This window comes from Streptomyces sp. NPDC029466 (assembly GCF_055574515.1).
This window is the reverse complement of record NZ_JBVHZH010000028.1, coordinates 1-20,878: the sequence shown is the minus strand read 5'-3', so window position 1 is coordinate 20,878 and position 20,878 is coordinate 1. Positions and strand designations below refer to the sequence as shown.

Here is a 20,878-nt window from a genome sequence, read left to right as displayed (position 1 = left end):
CGGCCGTATCGCTGACCGGCTCAGAGCAAGGCGAGGCCCTCGCCGAAGAACGTCGGACGAGGGCTGCGACCTCTGCTGGTCAGACGCCGAGCGCCTGCTTCACCTGAGCAAGGCTCGGGTTGGTCATGACGACCTCGGCGTCCCCCTGGGTGGGGACGACCCGAACGGTGGGAACCGTCTGGTTGCCGCCGTTCGCCTTCTCCACGAACGCCGCGGACTCCGGGTCGTGCTCGATGTTGATCTCGGTGTAGGCGATGCCCTCGCGGTCCATCTGGCCCTTCAGCCGACGGCAGTAGCCACACCAGGTCGTGCTGTACATCGTCACAGTGCCCGCCATGCGTCCTGCGCTCCTTCACTAAGTCTTGATCCAATACCACCCGCATCCGTACCCGGCGCGGCCAAGCAACTCAACGCACATCCCCCCTCAGCCATTCCCGGCGCCCGGAATGGCCTCGGGTGCTTTCCCCCCGGGGGGCCCGCCCCCGCCCCTCCCCACCCCAACCCCCACCGACCAAAGCCGCCCCGCAAAACTGTCCCAGCCCAGCCCAGCCCAGCCCAGCCCAGCCCCAGCCCAGCCCCAGCCCGGCACCACTTCGGCACCACATCTACGAGCCCCGCGCGCCCACCCTCATCCGCCTCCGACCGCCGCTTCTAACCGGCGCCTCCGAGCACCGAAATCCGCCCGCCGCCCCCGACGACCGAAACCAGCAAACCACCCCCCGCGCCCCCGCACCCTCCCTTGTCCACAGCGGTCGCCATGCGTACGACCGGCCCCCGCGCCTGTGGACAGCTGTCCCGGGCGTCCCGGAGGACCTGGCAGCATGGCGGGGTGACAGCAGCAACGGACTCCTCTCTTTTCCCGCAGGTGCCTGATTCGGCCGACGGGGTGCTGGACGGGCTCGACCCCGAGCAGCGCGAGGTCGCGACGGCTCTGCACGGTCCGGTGTGTGTGCTGGCCGGTGCCGGTACGGGCAAGACCCGCGCGATCACCCACCGGATCGCGTACGGGGTCCGGGCCGGGATTCTCCAGCCCGCGAGTGTGCTCGCCGTCACGTTCACGGCCCGCGCGGCCGGCGAGATGCGCGGCCGGCTGCGTCAGCTCGGCGCGGGCGGCGTCCAGGCCAGGACGTTCCACTCCGCGGCGCTGCGGCAGCTCCAGTTCTTCTGGCCGAAGGCCGTCGGCGGGGAGGTCCCGCGGCTGCTGGAGCGCAAGATCCAGCTCGTCGCCGAGGCCGCCGCCCGCTGCCGCATCCGGCTCGACCGCAATGAGCTGCGCGATGTCACGGCGGAGATCGAGTGGTCCAAGGTCACCCAGACCGTCCCGGCCGACTATCCGGCGGCGGTCGCCAAGGCCGGCCGGGAGGCCCCGCGCGACCCGGCCGAGGTCGGGCAGATCTACGGCACGTACGAACAGCTCAAGCGCGACCGGGGCACCATCGACTTCGAGGACGTGCTGCTGCTCACGGTCGGTGTCCTCCAGGACCGGCACGACATCGCCGAGCAGGTCCGTGCGCAGTACCAGCACTTCGTCGTCGACGAGTACCAGGACGTCAGCCCGCTCCAGCAGCGGCTGCTGGAGCTGTGGCTGGGGGACCGCGACAACCTCTGCGTGGTCGGCGACGCCAGCCAGACGATCTACAGCTTCACCGGCGCCACCCCCGACCACCTCCTCAACTTCCGCAGCCGCCACCCGAACGCGACGGTCGTCAAGCTCGTCCGCGACTACCGCTCCAGCCCCCAGGTCGTGCACCTCGCCAACGGCCTGCTCTCCCAGGCCCGGGGGCGGGCCGCCGAGCACCGCCTGGAGCTGATCTCGCAGCGGGACGCGGGCCCCGAGCCCGTCTACACGGAGTACGCCGACGAGCCCGCCGAGGCCGAGGGCACCGCCCGTCGTATCCGCGACCTGATCGCTTCCGGGGTGTCCGCCGGGGAGATCGCCGTCCTGTTCCGTATCAACGCCCAGTCCGAGGTCTACGAGCAGGCGCTGGCCGATGCCGGGGTGCCGTATCAGCTGCGGGGCGCCGAGCGGTTCTTCGAACGGCCGGAGGTGCGCGAGGCGGGCGTCAAGCTGCGGGGCGCCGCCCGTTTCGGGGGCAATGACGCGCTGCTCGACGACGCGCTGGACCTGCCGTCCGAGGTGCGGGCGGTGCTCAGCGACATGGGATGGACCAGCCGGCCGCCGGCCGGTTCCGGGGCGGTGCGGGACCGCTGGGAGTCCCTGGCCGCTCTGGTGCGGCTCGCCGAGGACTTCGCCCGGGCCCGGCCCACGGCCACCCTCGCCGACCTCGTCGCCGAGCTGGACGAGCGGGCCAACGCGCAGCACGCCCCGACGGTCGAAGGCGTGACCCTCGCGTCCCTGCACGCCGCCAAGGGCCTGGAGTGGGAGGCCGTCTTCCTGGTCGGTCTCACCGAAGGCATGATGCCGATCACCTACGCCAAGACCGACGAGCAGATAGAGGAGGAGCGCCGGCTGCTGTATGTCGGCGTCACCCGCGCCCGGCTCCATCTGGGACTGTCCTGGTCGCTGGCGCGCTCTCCGGGCGGGCGGGCCTCCCGCCGCCCCAGCCGGTTCCTGAGCGGCCTGCGGCCGGGCTCCGGGGCGGTGGCGGGCCGCCGCACACCGGGCGCGGCCCCAGGGGGCGTCGAGCGTGGCGACGGGGCGGTGCCGGTGGCTCGGCGCACCAAGCAGCGCAGCCCGGCCCGCTGCCGGGTCTGCAACAGGACGCTCACGGACCCGGGCGAGATGAAGCTGATGCGGTGTGAGGACTGCCCTTCGGAGCTGGACGAGGCGCTCTACGAGCGGCTGTGCGACTGGCGGGCCGAGCAGGCCGCGCGCTCCCGGCAGCCCGCGTACTGCGTCTTCACCGACAAGACACTGATGGCGATCGCGGAGGCCGTTCCGGGAACCGAATCGGAGCTTGCGGTCATCTCAGGAGTGGGGCGGCGGAAGTTCGACCGCTACGGCAGTGATGTGCTGGCGATCTGTGCCGGCGAGGAGCTCGCGGGGGTCGCTGAGGAGGGGCCCGAAGGCGCCGCGGAAAACTCGTCGAAAAAATAGTTTGCGCCCGCGGAGCACCGCCCCATAGCCTTCAGAAGCAACGGAGACAACGGTTTCTTTCCGAGATCCGATGGATCCGTGCTGTACTTGAACACCCTGGAACGGGATTCCCGGTCCACCGAGACGCCGAGAGGAGGCGAGACCAGTGATCAGCATCATCGAGACCAACAAAATGACCGATCTCTCGGTCGTCGCCACCTGCACGCTCGGCTCCTCGCTCCCTGGCACCGGTCTGTCCGGCTTCGGCCGCCTGTCCGGTACCGAGGTCGCGCGCCCCGAGTCCCTCGCTGTGCTGACGCGCAGTGAGCGCACCGCGCGACCGACCGAGGCACCTGCGGCAGCCGTAGTGGCGGCATCGGCGAATGCCTTTGCCTTCGCGGCGGCCAACGGTGCCGAATCCCGGCAGCAGTACCAGACGAAGCATGAAATGTGGGCCTACCGCGGCCTCGAACCCTGGAGAGATCCAGCCTGATCGGCGCGATCAGGTCGGCACCTTCCAGGGCCGCGGAACCCACACCGGGATCCGCGGCCCTTTTGTTTGCCCAAGCGCCCGCCACCAGCCGGGCCGAACAGACGAGGAACACACCACCGTGCAACTCCAGACGCACACCCCGTCCGTAGCAACCGACCTGATCCCTCCGCCCGACCCCCAGGAGAACTCCTTGCTGCCCCTCACCGAGCTCGACGACGAGATCGACCGCCTCGGCGCTGCCGTTCCGTGCCGGACCTACGACCCGGAGGTCTTCTTCGCCGAGTCCCCGGCCGACGTCGAGTACGCCAAGACGCTGTGCCAGACCTGCCCGGTCCGCGAGGCCTGCCTTGCCGGTGCCAAGGACCGCCGTGAGCCGTGGGGCGTCTGGGGTGGCGAGCTCTTCGTCCAGGGCGTTGTCGTGCCGCGGAAGCGGCCGCGTGGCCGTCCGCGCAAGAACCCGGTCGCGGCATGAACACCATCGGCACAGGAACGATCGATCGTCCCCTCACACGGGATCCCCAGAAGCAGGACCTCACGATGAACCCCACCTTCACCGACACACCCGTCCCCGTGAACACCGACGTGATCGAGTCGCGTCAGAACAGGAACCACGCCATGCAACTCATCCCAGAAGCCCTGGCTCGTGCCCATATGCACGAACGGCTGCGGGAGGCCGAATCGGAACGCAGGGCTCATCGGCTCGCCGCCGCGCGGCGTATGCAGCGGCGCGCCGAGCGCGCGTCGCTGCGTGCCCGCCGTGCGCTGGCCATGGCCGTGATGCAGTAACGGCGGTGCGCTGATACCGCCACCTACGGGGTCCGTCCGACAGGGCGGGCCCCGTGGTGCGTTATATCCCGCTTCCTGCGGTGGGCGGGGATATCGTCGGACGGTGGACCAGAAGACGCATGAACAGGCGGAGTTGGCCGACGGGAACACGGTGTGCGCCGGCTGCGGTGCGGTGGCCGAGGGCACCCCGCCGACCTGGACCTGCTCCGTCGAGAACGGTGAGCGCCGCTACTTCTGCGACGACTGCGCGCGGGAGAACCTCCGGGCCATCGAAGGACGCCTGGATTCGACCTGGTGGTGAGGCGCCTCGTCGCGGAGGCCGGGGCACCGGGCCGCCGTGCCCGCTCCGCCGGCGGAGCGGGCGGCCGAGGCGGGGCGACCCGGCGGGCGGGCTCAGGCGGTGGACCCTTCGACGGCCTCCTCGCTGATGTCCGCGCCGATGACGGTGTCGAAGCCGGTGAGCTCCGAGCCGGCCGGCTCCTCCTCGGGTACAAAACCGGGCATCCACGCCTCGAGTTCGTCACGCAGCCGTACCGTCGCCCCCAACTGGCACAGCACCCCGATCGTGCTCAAGGTCACCCGGTGGATCAACAGGTACGCGGGCGGCAGGTTGAGCTGTTTGCCCAACTGGTGGGCGGGCGAGCGCGGGTCACCGACCCGGGCCGCCTGCCGGCGCATCCAGCCCCGGGTGAAGGTGAACTCGTCCACCTGCGCGGGTTCGATGATCGGCAGCAGATACTCCAGCACCGCGTCCGGATCCAGCTCGATGGACTCCTTGACGAAGCCCTCCTCGCACAGCAGCTGGTAGACCGCGTCCGCCTCGCCGTCCAGCGTCATCCGCAGTGACGTACCGATCGTCGGCGGCAGTCCGTCGGGGAGCCGGTCGACGGTGCCGAAGTCCAGCACCCCCAGCCGCCACTCCTCGACCGGTCCGTCCGGGTGGTCCCCGGCCAGCAGCCGGAAGTTGCCCGGGTGCGGGTCGGCGTGCAGCAGGCCCGTACGGGCGGGGCCGGAGAAGAGGAAGCGCGCCAGGAGCTGGCCGGCCCGGTCCCGCTGTTCGTCGGTGCCGTCCGCGATCACCTCGGACAGCGGCAGCCCCGCCATCCACTCCGTCACCAGCACCTGGTCGCACTGGTGGACCACGGCCGGCACCACCACATCCGGGTCGTCGGCGAACTCCTCGGCATGGGCCCGTTGGGCCTCCGCCTCCAGGGAGTAGTCCAGCTCCTCCGACACCCGGTCGCGCAGCTCGGTGATCAGCGGCTTGATGTCCATGCCCGGAACCAGCGGCCCCAGCAGCCGGGCGAACCTGCTCAGCTGCGACAGATCAGACAACAGCGCCTGACCGGCCCCCGGATACTGCACCTTGACGGCCACCTCACGGCCGTCGTGCCACACCCCCCGGTGCACCTGCCCGATCGAGGCCGCCGCGGCCGGCTTGTCCTCGAACTCCTCGAACAGCTCCTGCCAGTCCTCGCCGAGCTGCTCCGCCAGCACCGCATGCACCGTGCTCGTCGGCATCGGTGGCGCCGCTTCCTGGAGTTTCGTCAGAGCGGCGCGGTACGGGCCGGCGACCTCCTCGGGCAGTGCCGACTCGAAGACGGACAGCGCCTGCCCGAACTTCATCGCCCCGCCCTTCAGCTCCCCGAGCACCTTGAAGAGCTGTTCCGCGGTGCGCTGTTGCAGCTCGCGGCCGACGATCTCGGCGGATCTGCCGCCGATCCGCTTGCCCAGGCCCCAGGTGGCGCGGCCGGCGAACCCCAGTGGCAGCGCGGCCAGCTTGGCGGTGCGGGTGACCGCCTTGCGGGGAAGATCAGACATGCGCCCCTCCAACTCACACTGTCCCCCTACCGGGGTTACTCCGTCATTGTGGCGTGTTCGGGCTGCGGATCCGAGGCGCCTGCCGCAGCCGGTGAAGCGGCAGCGCCACAGCCGCAGTCCGGATGCGGCTCGATCCGCACCGTGCGCACGCTCGCACACGGCGCCGCGAGCTCCATCCGCGCACCTGTGCACGGCGGCAGTTCGCCATCGAGGAACGCCAGCGCCTGGACGGCGGCGATCCCCGCGACCGTTGTTGCCAACGCGGCATCGCAGGCCGGAACCGCGGGTGCGGCACGTCCCGACCGCCACTGCGCAAGCAACCGCGGCCAGGCCGGCTCCGCGTCCGTACGACGCAGCTCGTCGCAGCGGACACAGGCCGAACCGCCGGGCAGCACCAACGGACCCACCACACCCGTGCCCTCGATCACCCCCGCGTAAAGATGCGGGATTCCCGCGATGAGCAACGGCTCGGACAACACGGGGTCGGGGGCGTATGCGCCGAGCCCGTCCCGCGGGGCCAGCACCACCAGCGACAGTCCGGGTTCGCCGGATTCGCTGACCGGAACCCTCGGCCGTGGGGTACGGCTCCAGGGGGAGGACTGGTGGACCAGCCGTTGCGCGGCGGAGCGCCGCCGCTCGCCGATCCGCTCGGCCGGCAGCCCGCCGGGCAGGACGTCCCACGGCTGGACCGTGCCGCCGTCGAACACCTCCACCCGGCCGATGCCCGAGGCCGAGAGCAGCGCCGCGATCGCGGCACCGACCCGCCCCGACCCCTTGACCCGGGCCCGGACCGCCCGGCGCGCTCCCATCCGGCCCAGCGCGCCCGCCGGTTCCGGATGCCGCACCGAGAGGGACGCCAGGTCAGGCCGCAGCTGTTCGAAGGCGGTGTGGTCCGATCGGACCGCTTCGGCCGCCGGGCCGCCCTCGGTGGGGGATTCCAGCAGCCCGGCGGCGCCGAGCCGGTCCACGACACCCCGCACATGCTCGGGCGGGAGGTCCAGTAAAGCGGCCTCCTCGACCAGTTGCCGCATGGTGCGGGTGCCGTCGATCAGTGCGAGGAAACTGCCGGTCGCCGTATCGACCGGGCCAACCACCATCGCATGCGCCGGCGCCACCCCGAACCGCACCGTCTCCCGGTCCCGCCATCCGCGCCGCAGCGCGGGCTTGAGCATCGGATGCCTCATCTCCGCCCCCGTCCTTTTTCTTCGTCGTCCGGCTCTCAGCATGCGCCCCGCGGCGGATCGGTGCGGAAGTTATCCACAGGCGGTGGGCAATGGTCGTACAAGCGGTGCACGCCATGGAGTGGTTCGATGGCGAACCGTCCGCGGGGCGGGACTTCCCGCCGCGCCAGCGGGTAACGTCGGGCGCGTGCCCGCCGACCCTTCCGCCCACGGCTCCGGGGAAACCCCTCTGCGCCGCGCCGCTGACGCCTCGCGCGGTGCCGCCCCCAACCCCCTGGCCCGCGGATCGGGCACCAGCGCCGTCGAGGTGCGCCGCAGTTCACGACGGCGCAGAACGGTCTCCGCTTACCGCGAGGGTGACCGCACGGTCGTCCTGATTCCGGCCCGTATGTCCGAGGCGGAGGAGCGGCGCTGGGTCACCGTCATGCTGGACAAGCTCGCCGCCCAGGAGAGCAAGCGGATGCTGGGCGACGGCGAGCTGGCCGAGCGCGCCGAGCGGCTGTCCGGTCAGTACCTGGACGGCCGGGCCCGCCCCGCCTCGGTGCGCTGGGTGACCAACCAGAACACCCGCTGGGGCTCGTGCACCCCGGCCGAGGGCAGCATCCGTCTTTCGCACCGCCTCCAGGGCATGCCGGAGTACGTCATCGACTACGTCCTGCTGCACGAGCTCGCGCATCTGCTCGTCCCCGGCCACGGCCCCCGGTTCTGGAGCCTGCTGGAGTCCTACGCCCGTACGGAACGGGCCCGCGGCTATCTCGAAGGGGTGGTCGCGGCGGACCGGCTGCCCCATCTGCCCGTCGCCCGCGGGGAATGAGGGCGCGCAGCCGGACGAGATCCGTCGCGCCCCGGCATCGCCCGCTGTCGGCGCCAGCGGTTAGCCTGGCCGCGCAGAGGAAGTCACGGCAGGAGCGGGGGACGGGCGTTACGTATGGCCAGGGAATTCCAGCGGGGCCACAAGGCCAAAATCAGTGATCTGACGGCGGGAACGGATCTGTATGTCGGTGTGCAGATCGCCGGACCCGGCCTGTCCTTCGACATCAGCTGCTTCGGCCTGGACGCCGACGAGCGGCTCTCCGACGACCGGTACTTCGTCTTCTTCAACCAGCCCAAGTCGCCCGAGGAGTCGATCCAGCTGCTCGGCGCGCAGGCCGGTGACAGCGAGTCCTTCCGGGTCACCCTGGACAAGATCCCGCCGCACATCCAGAAGCTCTCCTTCACCGCCGCGCTCGACGGTGCCGGCCAGGTCTCGCAGATCGGCCCCGGCTACCTCCGGATCGTGGCCGGCGGCGAAGAGGTCGCCCGCTACTCCTTCAACGGCGGCGAGTTCAGCACCGAACGCGCCGTCATGCTCGGCGACTTCTACCTCAAGGACGTCTGGCGGTTCGCCGCCGTCGGCCAGGGCTTCGACGGCGGCCTCGAAGCGCTGCTGAAGAACTTCGGCGGCGAGGTCGCCGAGGAGGCCGAGGCGCAGCCCGAGCCGACCGCCACGGCACCGGACGTGCCGGGCTTCGCCCCACCGTCCGGGCCGGCCGCCCCCGCCCCGTCCTTCGGGGTGCCCGCCGCGCCCTCCGCCCCGCAGCCCGCGCCCGAGTTCGGCCCGCCCCAGGGCGCGCCGCAGGAAGCACCCCCGGCCGCACCACAGCCCCCGCAGCCCACCGCGCCGCAGGTCCACAGCGCGCCCACGCTCGCCGCGCCACTGGCCCCGCCGCCCGGGGTGCCCGGCCAGCAGCCGCCCGCCCCGTACGGCCAGCCGGCGCCCGGTCAGGACCCGTACGGCCCGCCGCAGCCCGCACCCGGCGGCTACCCCGGCCAGCCGGCCCCGCAGGCACCTCCCTACGGGCAGCCCGCGCCGCCACCCGGCGGATACGGCGCCCCGCAGGGCCGGCCCGCCCCGTACGGCCAGCCGGGACAGCAGCCCCCGGGCGCCCCGTACGCGGGCGCCCAGACACCGGCCGTGCCCCAGGGCGGCGGCCCCGGCCTCGGCGTCGTACTGGACAAGTACAAAGAAGCCCCCACGGGCCTGCGCTGGACCCCGCAGAACAGCAGGCTGATCCGCGTCGACCTCGGCGTCGACGGCCAGCCGGTGCTCGCCCGGCAGGGCAGCATGGTGCTCTACCAGGGCAAGGTCGACTTCGGCTACAAGGGCGCCGGCTTCCGCGGCCGGATCGTCGGCAACGCCACCGGCCAGGAAATGCAGCTGATGCGCTGCACCGGCCAGGGCCAGGTCTTCTTCGCGGAGAACAGCGCCCATGTGCACCCCATCGAGCTCCAGGGCGACGCCATCTGTGTGTCCGCCGAGGCGGTCCTCGCCTTCGACGAGTCGCTTCAGCACGAGGTCCGCCGTATCGAGGGCCACGGCATCCCCGGTGGCGCCCTGTTCACCATGCAGTTCCAGGGGACCGGCACCCTCGTCGTCAAGACCCAGGGCACCCCGGTCGTCCTGCCGGTCACCCCGACCACCTTCGCCGACGCCAACGCCATCGTGGCCTGGTCCGCCGCCTCGCAGGTGATCATTTCCAGCCAGGTGAGCCTGCGCCGGCACGCCTACCCGGGCCACTCCGGCGAGACCGTGAACCTCCAGTTCCGCGGCGCGCCCGGCAACTTCATCGTCGTCCAGCCCTACGAGGTCTGAGGGAGCCCGCACGTCATGAACCAGCAGCAGCTGTCGGGCTATGTCCCGACCCCGCCCGCCGCCCGTATGGAGAACCACGGCAGCGCCATGGTGAAGATCGCCATGCAGAGCGGCCAGGACGTCTTCGCACGCACCGGCTCGATGGTCGCCTACGAAGGCTTCGTCCAGTACGAGCCGAACCCGCCGGCCGTGCGCCAGATGGCCTCCCAGTGGCTCACCGGCGAAGGTGCGCCCCTGATGAAGTGCTCCGGCGACGGTCTGCTCTACCTCGCCGACTACGGCGCCGACGTCGTCTGCATCAACCTCAACGACGACGCGCTCTCCGTCAACGGCACCAACCTCCTCGCTCTCGACGCCCATCTCCAGTGGGGCGTCCAGCGGGTCAAGGGCATGGCGAAGTTCGCCGGCCAGGGACTCTTCAACGTCCAGATCTCGGGCACCGGCTGGGTCGCCCTGACCTCCCGGGGCACGCCCGTCGTCGTCGACTGCGGCCGCGGCGAGGACGAGACCTATGTGGACCCGGACGCCCTCGTCGCCTGGTCGACCCATCTGAAGATGAAGGGCAAGCGCAGCTTCAAGGCGTCCTCGATGATCGGGCGCGGCAGCGGCGAGGCGTACCAACTGGGCTTCTCCGGCCAGGGTTTCGTCGTCGTCCAGCCCAGCGAGGACAGCACCGACCGGCTCCGGGCCCGGGGCTGAGGGGGAGGACCGAACACGCCATGCAGAGTCCGCTTTTCGCCTTCACCGAGGCACAGACCCAGGACCGCTACGCCCTGCAGAACAGCCAGCTGCTGCGCGTCGCCCTCCAGGGCCACGAGGACGTGCTCGCCCGTAAGGGCACGATGGTCGCCTATCAGGGGCTGCTCGAATTCGACGGCAACTACCAGACGCCGGGCCAGCACCGGACCCGCGCGCACTCCGGTGAGGGCCTCGATCTGATGCGCGTCTCCGGGCAGGGCACGGTCTATCTGGCCAACCTCGGCCAGTACGTCCATGTCGTCGACGTCGACCACGACGGCCTGACCGTCGACAGCAGCTACGTCCTCGCGCTGGACTCCGGCCTCCACTGGGAGGTCGTCTCCGTCGACAGCCAGTACGGCATCTCCGGCACCGGCAAGTACCAGCTCAACATCTCCGGACGGGGCAAGGTCGCCCTGATGACCTCCGGCCAGCCGCTGATGTTGCAGGTCACGCCGGACAAGTACGTCAACGCCGACGCCGACGCGGTGGTCGCCTGGTCCGCTTCGCTGCGTGTCCAGATGCAGGCGCAGACGCACTCCTCGGGAGTGTTCCGCCGGCGCGGCAACACCGGGGAGGGCTGGGAACTGAGCTTCCTCGGCCAGGGCTACGCACTGGTCCAGCCCAGCGAGCTGCTGCCGCCGCAGAACGCCGTCATCGGCTCCGGTGTGGCCGCCCAGTTCGGCATGGGCCAGCAGGGCGCCCGGGGACAGAACCAGGGCAACATCTTCACCAACTGAGCCCGCCGGCTTAGCGCTGCCACACCTCCGGCGCCCGCCCCCGGGAAGGGACGGGCGCCGGAAGGTGTGTGCTGCTGTCTAGAGCAGCGCGCGGGTGCGCTCCACCAGGCGCGCCACCGACGCATCGGCGACGCCGGGCACCTCGTCGTACGCGAACCACCGCAGGTCCAGCGACTCGTCGCTGATCTCCGCCACCGCGCCCGCGGGCGCCAGCGCCGCATACTGCACGTCCAAATGCCAGGCGCAGGGCGTGTGATGACGGTCCAGCCGCACCGGGCCGCCGGGCAGCAGCGTCAGCCCCTGCGCGATCCCGGACTCCTCACGCGCCTCCCGCAGGGCCGCATCGGCCAGCGAGGCGTCCTCCGGCTCGCAGTGGCCGCCCATCTGGAGCCACATCTTCAGCTTGCGGTGCAGCGTGAGCAGCACCCGCCCGCCGGCCGGATCGATCACCAGCGCGCTGGCCGTGAGGTGCCCGTCCTTGCAGGGCTTCCACATGCCGTCCTGATGGGCGGCGAGGTGATCCAGATACGTCAGCCGCAGCTGTTCCTGGTCGGGGGCCGGCGCGGGCCACTCCTTGAGCACCCGCGCCGCGTCCTCGTGCAGACTCACTTGTCGCCGTCGCCCTTGCTCTCGCCGGGGGTCTCGTCCGGGCCGTCGCTCTCCCGGGCGGGCTTGCCCAGATCCGGCTTGCCGCCACTCGCGGCCTCGCCGAGCATCTTGTCGAGCTCGGAGAAGTCCGGCTGCTCGTGGTGCACGAACCCGTCCGGGTCGTCCAGATCGGCCGCCGTCGGCAGCATGTCCGGGTGCTCCCACAGGCCGTCGCGGCCCTCCAGGCCCCGCGCGTCCGTCAGCGACGCCCACAGCCGCGAGGCGTCCCGCAGCCGCCGCGGACGCAGCTGGAGACCGATCAGCGTCGAGAACGTCTGCTCGGCGGGGCCACCGCTCGCCCGGCGCCGCCGCAGCGTCTCCCGGAGCTTGTCCGCCGACGGCAGATGCGGCTTGGCGGCGGCGTGCACCACCGCGTCCACCCAGCCCTCGACGAGCGCCAGCGCGGTCTCCAGACGGGCCAGTGCCGCCTTCTGCTCCGGGGTGTCCTCGGGCTGGAACATGCCCTGCTGAAGGGCGTTCTGGAGCTCCTCGGGGTGCTGCGGATCGATCTGGCCGACCACGTCCTCCAGCTTGGTCGTGTCGACCTTGATCCCGCGCGCATAGCCCTCGACGGCACCGAACAGATGCGAGCGCAGCCACGGCACATGGGCGAAGAGCCGCTGGTGGGCGGCCTCGCGCAGCGCCAGATACAGCCGCACTTCCTCTTCCGGGACGCCCAGGCCCGCGCCGAACGTGGTGATGTTCCCCGGCAGCAGCGCCGCCTTGCCGGCCGGGCCCAGAGGCAGCCCGATGTCCGTCGAACCGACGACCTCGCCGGCCAGTACGCCCAGCGCCTGGCCGATCTGGGTGCCGAACATCGCGCCGCCCATGGAGCGCATCATCCCGAGCAGCGGGCCCGCCATGGCCTGCATCTCCCCGGGCAGCACATCGCCCATGGCCGCCCCGACGCGCTCGGCGAGCGGGTTGACCAGGTCCTTCCACACCGGGAGGGTCTCCTCGACCCATTCGGCGCGGCTCCAGGCCACCACCGAGCCGGAACCCGACGGCAGCGACGTCACACCGTCCAGCCACAGGTCCGCCAGCCGCACGGCCTCCTCGACCGCGCTGCGCTCACCCGGCGACAGGCTCGCGTCCTTGCTGCCGTCCTCGGCGCCCTGCGCGACGGTCTGCCGCGCGATGTCCTTGGCCATGTCCCAGTTCACCGGGCCGCCCTCGTAGGAGAGCATCTGCCCGAGCTTCTGGAAGGCGGCTCCCAGGTCTCCAGGGTTCATCTCGCCACCGGGGCCGCCCATGCCGCCGAAGAGCGCCGCGAACGGATTGTCCGCGCCGCCGCTCCCGCCGCCGAACCCGAAGGGGTCCGCGGGGCCCTGGCTACCTCCCTGGCCGCCCTTCTTCTTGCCGTTGTCGCCGTCCTCCGGCTCCTCCGGCGGAAGGCCGAATCCAAATGGGGTGTCACTCACGGGTTTCCTCGGCTCGTAGGGCCGCCGACCAGGTGGCCGACGGCGGCTGCCCGACATCACCTCCAGCGTAGACACCCGGACCGCTTCGGGGCTCGGTGCTTCGCTGTCCCGGTGGCTGCGGCAGGATGGACGCCACCTGGTGCGTACGCATGACCACACGTTCGCACTGAAGACAACCGCTGGAGACGCCCGGTGAGTTCCCCAGATCCGACCGTTCGCGCAGCGCGAAACGCTGCGGCACAGACCGAGAAGGCAGGAAACGGCGCAGACGGCACCACGGACCGGCCGCTGCGCCGGCCCGTCGTCGCCGTCACCGGAGCCGCGTCCGGGGTCGGGGCGCTGCTGACCCGCGCCCTGGTCGCATCCGACGAGGTCAAGGAGGTGGTGGCCATCGATGAGCGGCGCGGCGACGTCGCCGAGGCACACTGGCATGTCCTCGACGTCCGGGACCCCGCCATCGCCGACAAACTGCGCGGTGCGGATGTCGTCGTCCACCTGGCGCTCGACCTCGACCTGGAGACCGACGCCGCGGCCCGCACCGCCTACAACGTGCGCGGCACCCAGACCGTGCTCACCGCCGCCGCGGCCGCCGGCGTCCACCGGGTGGTGCTCTGCACCTCCGCCATGGTCTACGGGGCGCTGCCCGACAACGATGTGCCCCTGGCCGAGGACGCCGAGCTGCGCGCCACCGCGGACGCCACCGGTGTCGGCGACCTGCTGGAGATCGAGCACCTGGCGCACCGCGCGCCCCGCGCCCACCCCGGCCTGAACGTGACCGTGCTGCGCCCCGCCGTCCTGGTGGGCGGCACCGACACCGCGCTGACCCGCTACTTCGAATCGCCCCGCCTCCTGGTCGTCGCCGGATCCCGCCCCGCCTGGCAGTTCTGCCATGTCGAGGACCTGGTCAGCGCCCTGGAGCACGCCGCGCTGGAGAAGGTCGACGGTGAGCTGGCGGTGGGCTGCGACGGCTGGCTGGAGCAGGAGGAGGTCGAGGAGCTGTCCGGCATCCGTCGCATGGAGCTGCCGTCCTCGGTGGCCCTGGGCGCCGCGGCCCGGCTGCACCGGATCGGCCTGACCCCGTCGCCCGCCGGGGACCTCGCGTACACGATGCACCCGTGGGTGGTCAGCGGCAGCCGGCTGCACGACGCGGGCTGGCGGCCCCGCTGGACGAACGAGGAGGTGCTGGCCGAGCTCCTGGAAGAGGTCGCCGGACGGCACACCGTCGCCGGCCGCCGGCTCGGCCGCAAGGACGCCACGGCCGCGGGTGCCGCCGGTGCCACCGTCGCCCTCCTGGGCACCGCCGCACTGGTGCGGCGCGCCCGTAAGGCCCGCCGCCGCATCTGAGCCGCACCGGGGCCGCCGGGCTGGAGGAGTCTCCATACGGCGGCCCGGACGACCGGCGGAAACGGCCATTCCCGCGGCGCCCCCGGTTGCGGCACGATGGGGGCATGTCTGGCACGCCCTCCCCTTCGTCCCCCGGCCGCGACCACCCCGGTGAGCGGGCCGCGGCGGACCCGATCCGGCTCCTGGAGATCCGCGACACCCCGCTCTCCGTGGACGAGGTGTTCGCGGCCGTGGGAGACACGGCGGCCGGCGGCACGGCCCTGTTCGTGGGCACGGTCCGCTCGCACGACAACGGCGCCGACGTCGAGGGCCTGGGCTACTCCGCGCATCCGACGGCCGAGGCGGAGATGCGCCGGATCGCCGAGAAGGTGACCGCCGACTTCCCCGTCCGTGCGCTGGCCGCCGTCCACCGGGTGGGCGATCTGCGCATCGGCGATCTGGCCGTGGTCGTCGCGGTCTCCTGCCCGCACCGGGGCGAGGCGTTCGAGGCCTGCCGCAAACTGATCGACGACCTCAAGCACGAGGTACCGATCTGGAAGCACCAGGTGTTTTCCGACGGGACCGAGGAATGGGTGGGCGCTTAGCGCCGTCTTCGGGGACGGAGGCCGGGTAACGGGCGGGAGGGCCGGCGCATCACCCGTTTTTCGGGTGCGTAATCGCGCGTTCTCCGGGCAGTCGACACAACAGACGGGGCGGGGGCGTTGGTCCGGAGTCACGGGACGGTGAACTCCGAACGTGAGGCCGAACCGGTGCCATGTGTTCCGGTTGCGTAACCCGCCCCCTGGCATGAGCGTTGAGCCAGCAGATGGTTAATCTGCTTATTCGTCGATCGCGGTTGTACAAGGGGTTGGGAGGTCGCTGATGGGTGCGCTCCTCTGGTTGCTGATTCCGGTCGGCGCCGGGCTGATTGCCGCGGTGTGGAGCAGCTGGACCATGCGGAATCGCAAGACCGGGGACGTGGCAGAACTCGCGGGCTATGCCCGGTTCCGGGATGCCATGGAAAAGGAGCATTCCGTTTCCGAGCCCGCCTCGGATCCGGTCTGAGCCTTCGCCGTTTCTCTTCGGAAGCAAGCGCCACCCTCCGGGGTGGCGCTTTTCTGCGGGCGGGCGCCGGGCCCCGTACGGATGGCCCCGCGGGCCGGTTGTCATACCCGTCCCGTACTGTCGTTCCATGCCACGCCGCACCGCGACGCTGCTCGCCTCGATCCTGATGTTGATCGCGCTGCTCTGCGCAGGGGTGCTGATCCCCGTGCCGTACTCCGAGATGTCTCCGGGGCCCACGGTCAACACTCTTGGTGATCACGACGGCGAGCCGGTGCTCCAGATCTCCCAGCGCAAGACCTATCCGACGACGGGTCATCTCAACATGACCACCGTCCGCGTCACCGGCCCCGACTACCGCATGAACCTCTTCGAGGCGGTGTACGGCTGGCTCGGCCACGACAACGCCGTGGTGCCGCACAAGACGCTCTACCCCGAGGGGCAGACGGCCGAGCAGGCCGACCAGGAGAACGCCGAGGAGTTCAGCCAGTCCCAGGAGAGCGCCAAGGCCGCCGCCCTCAAGCAGCTGCACCTCCCGGTCGCCGCCCAGACCGTCGTCGGCTCCGTCGTCAAGGACAAGCCAGCCGACGGCCGGCTGCACGCGGGCGATGTGATCAAGGCCGTGGACGGCACGGCGGTCAAGCAGACCGGCGACGTCGCCAAGCTCGTCACCCGGCACAAGCCGGGCGAGAAGGTCGTCTTCACGATCATCCCCGCCAAGGAGGCCGCGGCGGCGGAGAAGCAGGGCAAGAAGGCCGTGACCGGCGCGAAGCAGATCACGATCAGCACGCAGAAGGCGGACGACGGCCGCGCCATCGTGGGCATTCAGGCCGGTGTGGACCACACCTTCCCGTTCCCCATCGACGTCAAGCTGGCCGATGTCGGCGGCCCGAGTGCCGGGCTGATGTTCGCGCTCGGCATCGTCGACAAGCTCACGCCCGGGGACATGACCGGCGGCAAATTCGTGGCCGGTACGGGCACCATCGACGACAAGGGCAAGGTCGGCCCGATCGGTGGCATCGCGATGAAGACGGTCGGTGCGCGCGACAAGGGCGCGGAGTTCTTCCTGACGCCCAAGGAGAACTGCGCCGCGGCGGCCAAGGACACCCCGAAGGGGCTGACCCTGGTCAAGGTCGGCACCATAGGCGACGCCGTCAAGGCGCTGGAAAAGATCCGCAAGGGCGACGCCGCCGGGCTGCCGAGCTGCGGCCCGGCAGGCCGGTCCTAGGGCGACCCGCCCCAGGCCCCGGAAGCCGGACGTGCGCCGTCCGCCCCGGGGCCCGAAGGGCCGTGGTCAGGCCTCGAAGGTCGCGGCCAGCGCTTCCGCGAGGCCCGGCACCAGTGCCGAGCCGGTGAGGACCTCGGACGTGGAGTCCTTCTCGCGCAGCCGCAGTGCCGACTCACGGCGGCCGTCCCGCAGCACGGCCACCGTCATCCGGACCTCCTGGCGGTCCGGGTGCTCGGCGACCCACTTGGCGAGCTGCGCCTCGTCCATGCCCGCGGGCTCGGAGTCCTCGGCGGACGGCGGCAGCATCAGCCGCTCCACGGTCAGCGCACAGCCGGTGACGGCCTCCGGCCAGGCGATGGTGGCCAGGAACTCGTCCAGCGGGACGCCCGCCGGGATCTCGTCCTGCTCCACGGGGGTCAGGGACGTGGTGGTGGAGTCGTCGATACCGAGCTGGGCGGCGAGCGAGGGCTCCTGCGCCCGCAGCTTGGCGGTGTCGACGAGGGCGAACAGTCGGGCCGGCTGATCCCAGCCGAGCCCGGCGCTGTACTCGTCGATCTCGAGTACCGCGCGGGTCAGGGGGTCGGCGGCGAGGGGGGTGCCGTCAACGGGGAGGTTGGTCATGCTCAACATCGTGCCTTGTGTACCCCGGAAAGCGGGAACTGAGTAAAGCCTTCGTAAGTTGCATCGGTGGGTCCTACTATCGCCGGGCCTGCTCCACACGACAGCGAACTTCGAGGTGCGCACCTTGGCTTTCCAGATGCCGGACCGCGGCGGAGGCCCGACAGGGCCACGGATCAGAGTCGGCCGACCATCGCGGCGGATCCGGACCCTGCTCATGACATTGGGTGTGCTGGCCGTCCTGGCCATGCTCTTCGTGATGTTTGCAGGGTTTTGGACGGATTGGCTCTGGTATCGATCGGTCAAGTACTCCTCGGTCTTCACGACCACCCTGCTGACCAAGATCGGTCTGTTCTTCGCCTTCGGCGTGGTGATGGCCGTGGCCGTCGGCGTCAACATCTGGCTGGCGCACCGGCTGCGGCCGCCGCTGAGCGCGATGTCCATGGAGCAGCAGAGCCTGGACCGCTACCGGATGAGCATCGCGCCGTTCAAGAAGTGGGCGCTGATCGCGATCACGGCGGTGATCGGGCTGATCGCCGGTGCCTCCGCCTCCGGTGAGTGGCGCACCTGGCTCCAGTGGGTCAACGGCGTCCCCTTCGGCAAGAAGGACCCGCAGTTCGGGATGGACGTCGCGTTCTACGCCTTCGATCTGCCCTGGTACCGCTTCCTGTTGAGCTTCGGCTTCGCCTGCGCGGTGCTGTGTCTGGTCGCCGCGGCGCTGACGCACTACCTCTACGGCGGGCTGCGGCTGACCAGCCCCGGTTCGCGGGCGACGGCGGCGGCGACCGGCCATCTGTCGGTGCTGCTGGGCATCTTCGTCTCGCTCAAGGCGATCGCGTACTGGCTCGACCGGTACGGCCTCGCGGTGAAGTCCAGCGGCCTGAAGTCGGCCGACAACTGGACGGGCCTGCGGTATGTCGACGCCAACGCCTATCTCCCGGCGAAGACCATCCTGTTCTTCATCGCGGCGATCTGTGCGGTGCTGTTCTTCGCCACCCTCTGGCGGCGGACCTGGCAGCTGCCGGTGATCGGCTTCGGCCTGATGGTGCTCTCGGCGGTCCTCATCGGCGGGCTGTATCCGGCGATCGTGCAGAAGTTCCAGGTCCAGCCGAACGAGCAGGCCAAGGAAGCCCCGTACATCAAGCAGAACATCAAGGCGACCCGCGACGCGTACGACATCCAGGATTCCGAGGTCACGCCGTACAAGGGCGACTATCAGTTCACCGGCAAGGCGGACAGCCAGCGGCTGCGCGACAACGCCGACACCACGGCCAGCATGCGGCTGCTCGACCCGAACGTGGTCTCGCCGGCCTTCCAGCAACAGCAGCAGGTGCGGGGCTACTACCAGTTCCCCTCCACCCTGGACGTCGACCGCTACAAGGACAAGGACGGCGCCGAGCAGGACACCGTCATCGGTCTGCGTGAGCTGAACATCGCCGGTATCCCCGAGCGCAACTGGATCAACGACCACTTCAAGTACACCCACGGCTACGGCGCGGTCGCCGCCAAGGGGACGGAGGCCGCCGACGGCGGCGGTCCGAAGTACACGGAGTCGGATCTGCCGGCCAAGGGACAGCTCGGCACATACCAGCAGCGGGTCTACTACGGCGAGAAGACCTCGCAGTACTCCATCGTCGGCGGTCCGCAGAAGGAACTGGACTACTCCGACGACAGCGGCGAGAAGAGCTACAGCTACCAGGGCAAGAGCGGCGTCAACCTCGGCAACCCGGTCAACCGTGCCGCGTACGCGGTCGCGTTCGGGGAGCCGCAGATCCTCTACTCCGGCGCGATCGGCGACGGCTCGCGGATCCTGTACAACCGCACGCCCAAGGAGCGCGTCGAATCCGTCGCCCCCTGGCTGACCATCGACGGCGACGCCTATCCGGCGGTCATCGACGGCCGGATCAAGTGGATCGTGGACGCCTACACCACCAGCAACGGCTACCCGTACGCCTCGCGCACCACGCTCGGGGACAGCACGGCCGATTCGCTCACCGACGGCCAGCGGGCGGTGGTGGCCCAGCAGAACCAGGTCAACTACATCCGCAACTCCGTCAAGGCGACGGTGGATGCCTACGACGGTTCGGTGAAGCTCTACCAGTGGGACGAGCAGGACCCGGTCCTCAAGACCTGGATGAAGTCCTTCCCCGGCTCGGTCGAGAAGAAGAGCGCCATAAGCCCGGCGCTCAAGGAGCATCTGCGCTACCCGCAGGACCTCTTCAAGGTGCAGCGCCAGCTGCTGACCACGTACCACGTCACGGACCCCGGCACCTTCTACACCGGCTCCGAGCGCTGGCAGATCCCGAACGACCCGACGACCAAGTCGGGCAACGCGGTGCCGCCGTACTACCTGAGCATGAAGATGCCGGACCAGAAGAACCGCGCGTTCTCGCTGACGACGACCTTCACGCCCAACAAGCGCGACAACCTCGGTGCGTTCATGGCCGTCGACGCCAATGCGACCAGCGGCGACTACGGCAAGATCAGGTTGCTGAAGCTGCCGTCGGAGACGCCGGTGCCCGGCCCGCAGCTGGTGCAGTCGAAGTTCAACTCCGATCCGGTGATCGCCAATGAGCTGAACATCCTCAAGAAGTTCGGCGACTCGGAGATCGAGTACGGCAATCTGCTGACCGTGCCGCTGGACGGCGGACTGCTCTATGTCGAACCGGTGTATCTGCGCGGTGCCAACACGAACTACCCGCTTCTGAAGAAGGTGTTGGTCAGCTACGGCGACAGCAAGCCCGTTCTGGAGGACTCCCTCAAGGACGCGCTGGATGTGGTCTTCGGAAAGAAGGCGCCCAGTACGGGCACGGAGCAGCCGCCGGGCGGCGGCGACACCGGGCAGCCACCGTCCGACCAGACGGTGCAGCAGGCCCTCGCCGATGCGCAGAAGGCCTACGAGGAGGGCGAGAAGGCGCGCACCTCGGGCGACTGGGCCGGTTACGGCGAGGCCCAGAAGAAGCTGAAGGCGGCGCTGGACCGGGCGGCGAAGGCGTCCGAGAAGGGCGGCAAGCCGGGCAGCTGAGCCGGCCGCCCGCCTCTCCGGGCCCGGGGGGGGGGGGGGGGGGGGGGGGGGGGGGGGGGGGGGGGGGGGGGGGGGGGGGGGGGGGGGGGAGGGGGGGGGGGGGAGGGGAGGGAGATGGAAGAAGG

20 protein-coding genes are annotated in these 20,878 nt (G+C 70.8%); 14 read left to right on the top strand and 6 right to left on the bottom strand.

The window, feature by feature from the left end:
• Positions 1-79: 79 nt before the first annotated feature.
• A complete protein-coding gene (locus ACZ4XD_RS21575) occupies positions 80-337 on the bottom strand; it encodes a mycoredoxin (RefSeq protein WP_085923001.1) in 258 nt (85 codons plus the stop codon).
• Positions 338-757: 420 nt separating this feature from the next.
• Here ACZ4XD_RS21575 and ACZ4XD_RS21570 point away from each other — a divergent pair, with 420 nt between their 5' ends.
• From ACZ4XD_RS21570 to ACZ4XD_RS21550, 5 genes are all read left to right on the top strand, one after another.
• Complete coding sequence (locus ACZ4XD_RS21570) at positions 758-3,058, top strand: ATP-dependent DNA helicase UvrD2 (RefSeq protein ID WP_468044347.1); 2,301 nt, start codon at positions 758-760, stop codon at positions 3,056-3,058.
• A gap of 145 nt (positions 3,059-3,203) precedes the next feature.
• Positions 3,204-3,530, top strand: a complete 327-nt coding sequence (locus ACZ4XD_RS21565) for a hypothetical protein (protein ID WP_042148367.1) — start codon at positions 3,204-3,206, stop codon at positions 3,528-3,530.
• A gap of 118 nt (positions 3,531-3,648) precedes the next feature.
• Entirely contained in the window at positions 3,649-4,002 is a 354-nt protein-coding gene (locus ACZ4XD_RS21560) for a WhiB family transcriptional regulator (protein WP_026169602.1), read from the top strand.
• Positions 3,999-4,316: a hypothetical protein gene (locus ACZ4XD_RS21555; RefSeq protein ID WP_042148370.1), complete on the top strand. Its 318-nt coding sequence runs from the start codon at positions 3,999-4,001 to the stop codon at positions 4,314-4,316. The genes ACZ4XD_RS21560 and ACZ4XD_RS21555 overlap by 4 nt, the downstream gene beginning before the upstream one ends.
• A 103-nt stretch (positions 4,317-4,419) precedes the next feature.
• Positions 4,420-4,617, top strand: a complete 198-nt coding sequence (locus ACZ4XD_RS21550) for a hypothetical protein (protein WP_042148374.1) — start codon at positions 4,420-4,422, stop codon at positions 4,615-4,617.
• A gap of 92 nt (positions 4,618-4,709) precedes the next feature.
• On the opposite strand, the gene ACZ4XD_RS21545 is transcribed toward ACZ4XD_RS21550, so the two are convergent.
• Together ACZ4XD_RS21545 and ACZ4XD_RS21540 are read right to left on the bottom strand one after the other, a co-directional pair.
• Positions 4,710-6,137, bottom strand: coding sequence for an ABC1 kinase family protein (locus ACZ4XD_RS21545; protein ID WP_468044343.1), 1,428 nt, complete (start codon positions 6,135-6,137; stop codon positions 4,710-4,712).
• 35 nt (positions 6,138-6,172) lie between these two features.
• Complete coding sequence (locus ACZ4XD_RS21540; RefSeq protein WP_468044341.1) at positions 6,173-7,321, bottom strand: ThiF family adenylyltransferase; 1,149 nt, start codon at positions 7,319-7,321, stop codon at positions 6,173-6,175.
• A 184-nt stretch (positions 7,322-7,505) separates the two neighbouring features.
• Between ACZ4XD_RS21540 and ACZ4XD_RS21535 the strand changes: the two genes are divergently transcribed.
• The 4 genes from ACZ4XD_RS21535 to ACZ4XD_RS21520 all read left to right on the top strand — a co-directional run bounded on the left by ACZ4XD_RS21535 (position 7,506) and on the right by ACZ4XD_RS21520 (position 11,428).
• A complete protein-coding gene (locus tag ACZ4XD_RS21535; RefSeq protein WP_468044339.1) occupies positions 7,506-8,132 on the top strand; it encodes a M48 metallopeptidase family protein in 627 nt (208 codons plus the stop codon).
• 114 nt (positions 8,133-8,246) lie between these two features.
• Positions 8,247-9,950, top strand: a complete 1,704-nt coding sequence (locus ACZ4XD_RS21530; RefSeq protein WP_468044337.1) for a TerD family protein — start codon at positions 8,247-8,249, stop codon at positions 9,948-9,950.
• Between the two features lie 15 nt (positions 9,951-9,965).
• Positions 9,966-10,649, top strand: coding sequence for an AIM24 family protein (locus ACZ4XD_RS21525; protein ID WP_042148391.1), 684 nt, complete (start codon positions 9,966-9,968; stop codon positions 10,647-10,649).
• A gap of 20 nt (positions 10,650-10,669) precedes the next feature.
• Positions 10,670-11,428, top strand: a complete 759-nt coding sequence (locus tag ACZ4XD_RS21520; RefSeq protein ID WP_468044335.1) for an AIM24 family protein — start codon at positions 10,670-10,672, stop codon at positions 11,426-11,428.
• Between the two features lie 78 nt (positions 11,429-11,506).
• Here the strand turns inward: ACZ4XD_RS21520 and ACZ4XD_RS21515 are convergent, their stop codons facing one another.
• Positions 11,507-12,037, bottom strand: coding sequence for an NUDIX hydrolase (locus ACZ4XD_RS21515; protein ID WP_468044333.1), 531 nt, complete (start codon positions 12,035-12,037; stop codon positions 11,507-11,509).
• Complete coding sequence (locus tag ACZ4XD_RS21510; RefSeq protein ID WP_468044331.1) at positions 12,034-13,497, bottom strand: zinc-dependent metalloprotease; 1,464 nt, start codon at positions 13,495-13,497, stop codon at positions 12,034-12,036. The genes ACZ4XD_RS21515 and ACZ4XD_RS21510 overlap by 4 nt, the downstream gene beginning before the upstream one ends.
• A gap of 192 nt (positions 13,498-13,689) precedes the next feature.
• Here ACZ4XD_RS21510 and ACZ4XD_RS21505 point away from each other — a divergent pair, with 192 nt between their 5' ends.
• From ACZ4XD_RS21505 to ACZ4XD_RS21490, 4 genes are all read left to right on the top strand, one after another.
• Positions 13,690-14,841, top strand: a complete 1,152-nt coding sequence (locus tag ACZ4XD_RS21505) for an SDR family oxidoreductase (protein ID WP_251084099.1) — start codon at positions 13,690-13,692, stop codon at positions 14,839-14,841.
• Between the two features lie 104 nt (positions 14,842-14,945).
• A complete protein-coding gene (locus ACZ4XD_RS21500) occupies positions 14,946-15,425 on the top strand; it encodes a molybdenum cofactor biosynthesis protein MoaE (protein ID WP_042148401.1) in 480 nt (159 codons plus the stop codon).
• 277 nt (positions 15,426-15,702) lie between these two features.
• On the top strand, positions 15,703-15,885 hold the full coding sequence (locus ACZ4XD_RS21495) for a hypothetical protein (protein ID WP_042148404.1): 183 nt from the start codon (positions 15,703-15,705) through the stop codon (positions 15,883-15,885).
• A 127-nt stretch (positions 15,886-16,012) separates the two neighbouring features.
• Positions 16,013-17,110, top strand: coding sequence for a YlbL family protein (locus ACZ4XD_RS21490; RefSeq protein ID WP_468044328.1), 1,098 nt, complete (start codon positions 16,013-16,015; stop codon positions 17,108-17,110).
• 66 nt (positions 17,111-17,176) lie between these two features.
• Here the strand turns inward: ACZ4XD_RS21490 and ACZ4XD_RS21485 are convergent, their stop codons facing one another.
• Positions 17,177-17,731 (bottom strand): PPA1309 family protein, encoded by a 555-nt coding sequence (locus ACZ4XD_RS21485; protein WP_468044326.1) that lies wholly within the window; start codon positions 17,729-17,731, stop codon positions 17,177-17,179.
• Positions 17,732-17,945: 214 nt separating this feature from the next.
• Between ACZ4XD_RS21485 and ACZ4XD_RS21480 the strand changes: the two genes are divergently transcribed.
• Positions 17,946-20,753: a UPF0182 family membrane protein gene (locus tag ACZ4XD_RS21480; RefSeq protein ID WP_468044324.1), complete on the top strand. Its 2,808-nt coding sequence runs from the start codon at positions 17,946-17,948 to the stop codon at positions 20,751-20,753.
• The last annotated feature ends 125 nt before the right edge of the window (positions 20,754-20,878 follow it).

Excerpts from the sequence above, each read along its gene's own strand:
- ACZ4XD_RS21555 (WP_042148370.1), top strand. The coding sequence starts at position 3,999 with ATGAACACCATCGGCACAGGAACGATCGATCGTCCCCTCACACGGGAT.
- ACZ4XD_RS21530 (WP_468044337.1), top strand. The coding sequence starts at position 8,247 with ATGGCCAGGGAATTCCAGCGGGGCCACAAGGCCAAAATCAGTGATCTG.
- ACZ4XD_RS21490 (WP_468044328.1), top strand. The coding sequence starts at position 16,013 with ATGCCACGCCGCACCGCGACGCTGCTCGCCTCGATCCTGATGTTGATC.
- ACZ4XD_RS21545 (WP_468044343.1), bottom strand. The coding sequence starts at position 6,137 with ATGTCTGATCTTCCCCGCAAGGCGGTCACCCGCACCGCCAAGCTGGCC.
- ACZ4XD_RS21485 (WP_468044326.1), bottom strand. The coding sequence starts at position 17,731 with ATGACCAACCTCCCCGTTGACGGCACCCCCCTCGCCGCCGACCCCCTG.
- ACZ4XD_RS21540 (WP_468044341.1), bottom strand. The coding sequence starts at position 7,321 with ATGAGGCATCCGATGCTCAAGCCCGCGCTGCGGCGCGGATGGCGGGAC.
- ACZ4XD_RS21525 (WP_042148391.1), top strand. The coding sequence starts at position 9,966 with ATGAACCAGCAGCAGCTGTCGGGCTATGTCCCGACCCCGCCCGCCGCC.
- ACZ4XD_RS21500 (WP_042148401.1), top strand. The coding sequence starts at position 14,946 with ATGTCTGGCACGCCCTCCCCTTCGTCCCCCGGCCGCGACCACCCCGGT.
- ACZ4XD_RS21495 (WP_042148404.1), top strand. The coding sequence starts at position 15,703 with ATGGGTGCGCTCCTCTGGTTGCTGATTCCGGTCGGCGCCGGGCTGATT.
- ACZ4XD_RS21570 (WP_468044347.1), top strand. The coding sequence starts at position 758 with ATGCGTACGACCGGCCCCCGCGCCTGTGGACAGCTGTCCCGGGCGTCC.
- ACZ4XD_RS21520 (WP_468044335.1), top strand. The coding sequence starts at position 10,670 with ATGCAGAGTCCGCTTTTCGCCTTCACCGAGGCACAGACCCAGGACCGC.
- ACZ4XD_RS21480 (WP_468044324.1), top strand. The coding sequence starts at position 17,946 with ATGACATTGGGTGTGCTGGCCGTCCTGGCCATGCTCTTCGTGATGTTT.
- ACZ4XD_RS21575 (WP_085923001.1), bottom strand. The coding sequence starts at position 337 with ATGGCGGGCACTGTGACGATGTACAGCACGACCTGGTGTGGCTACTGC.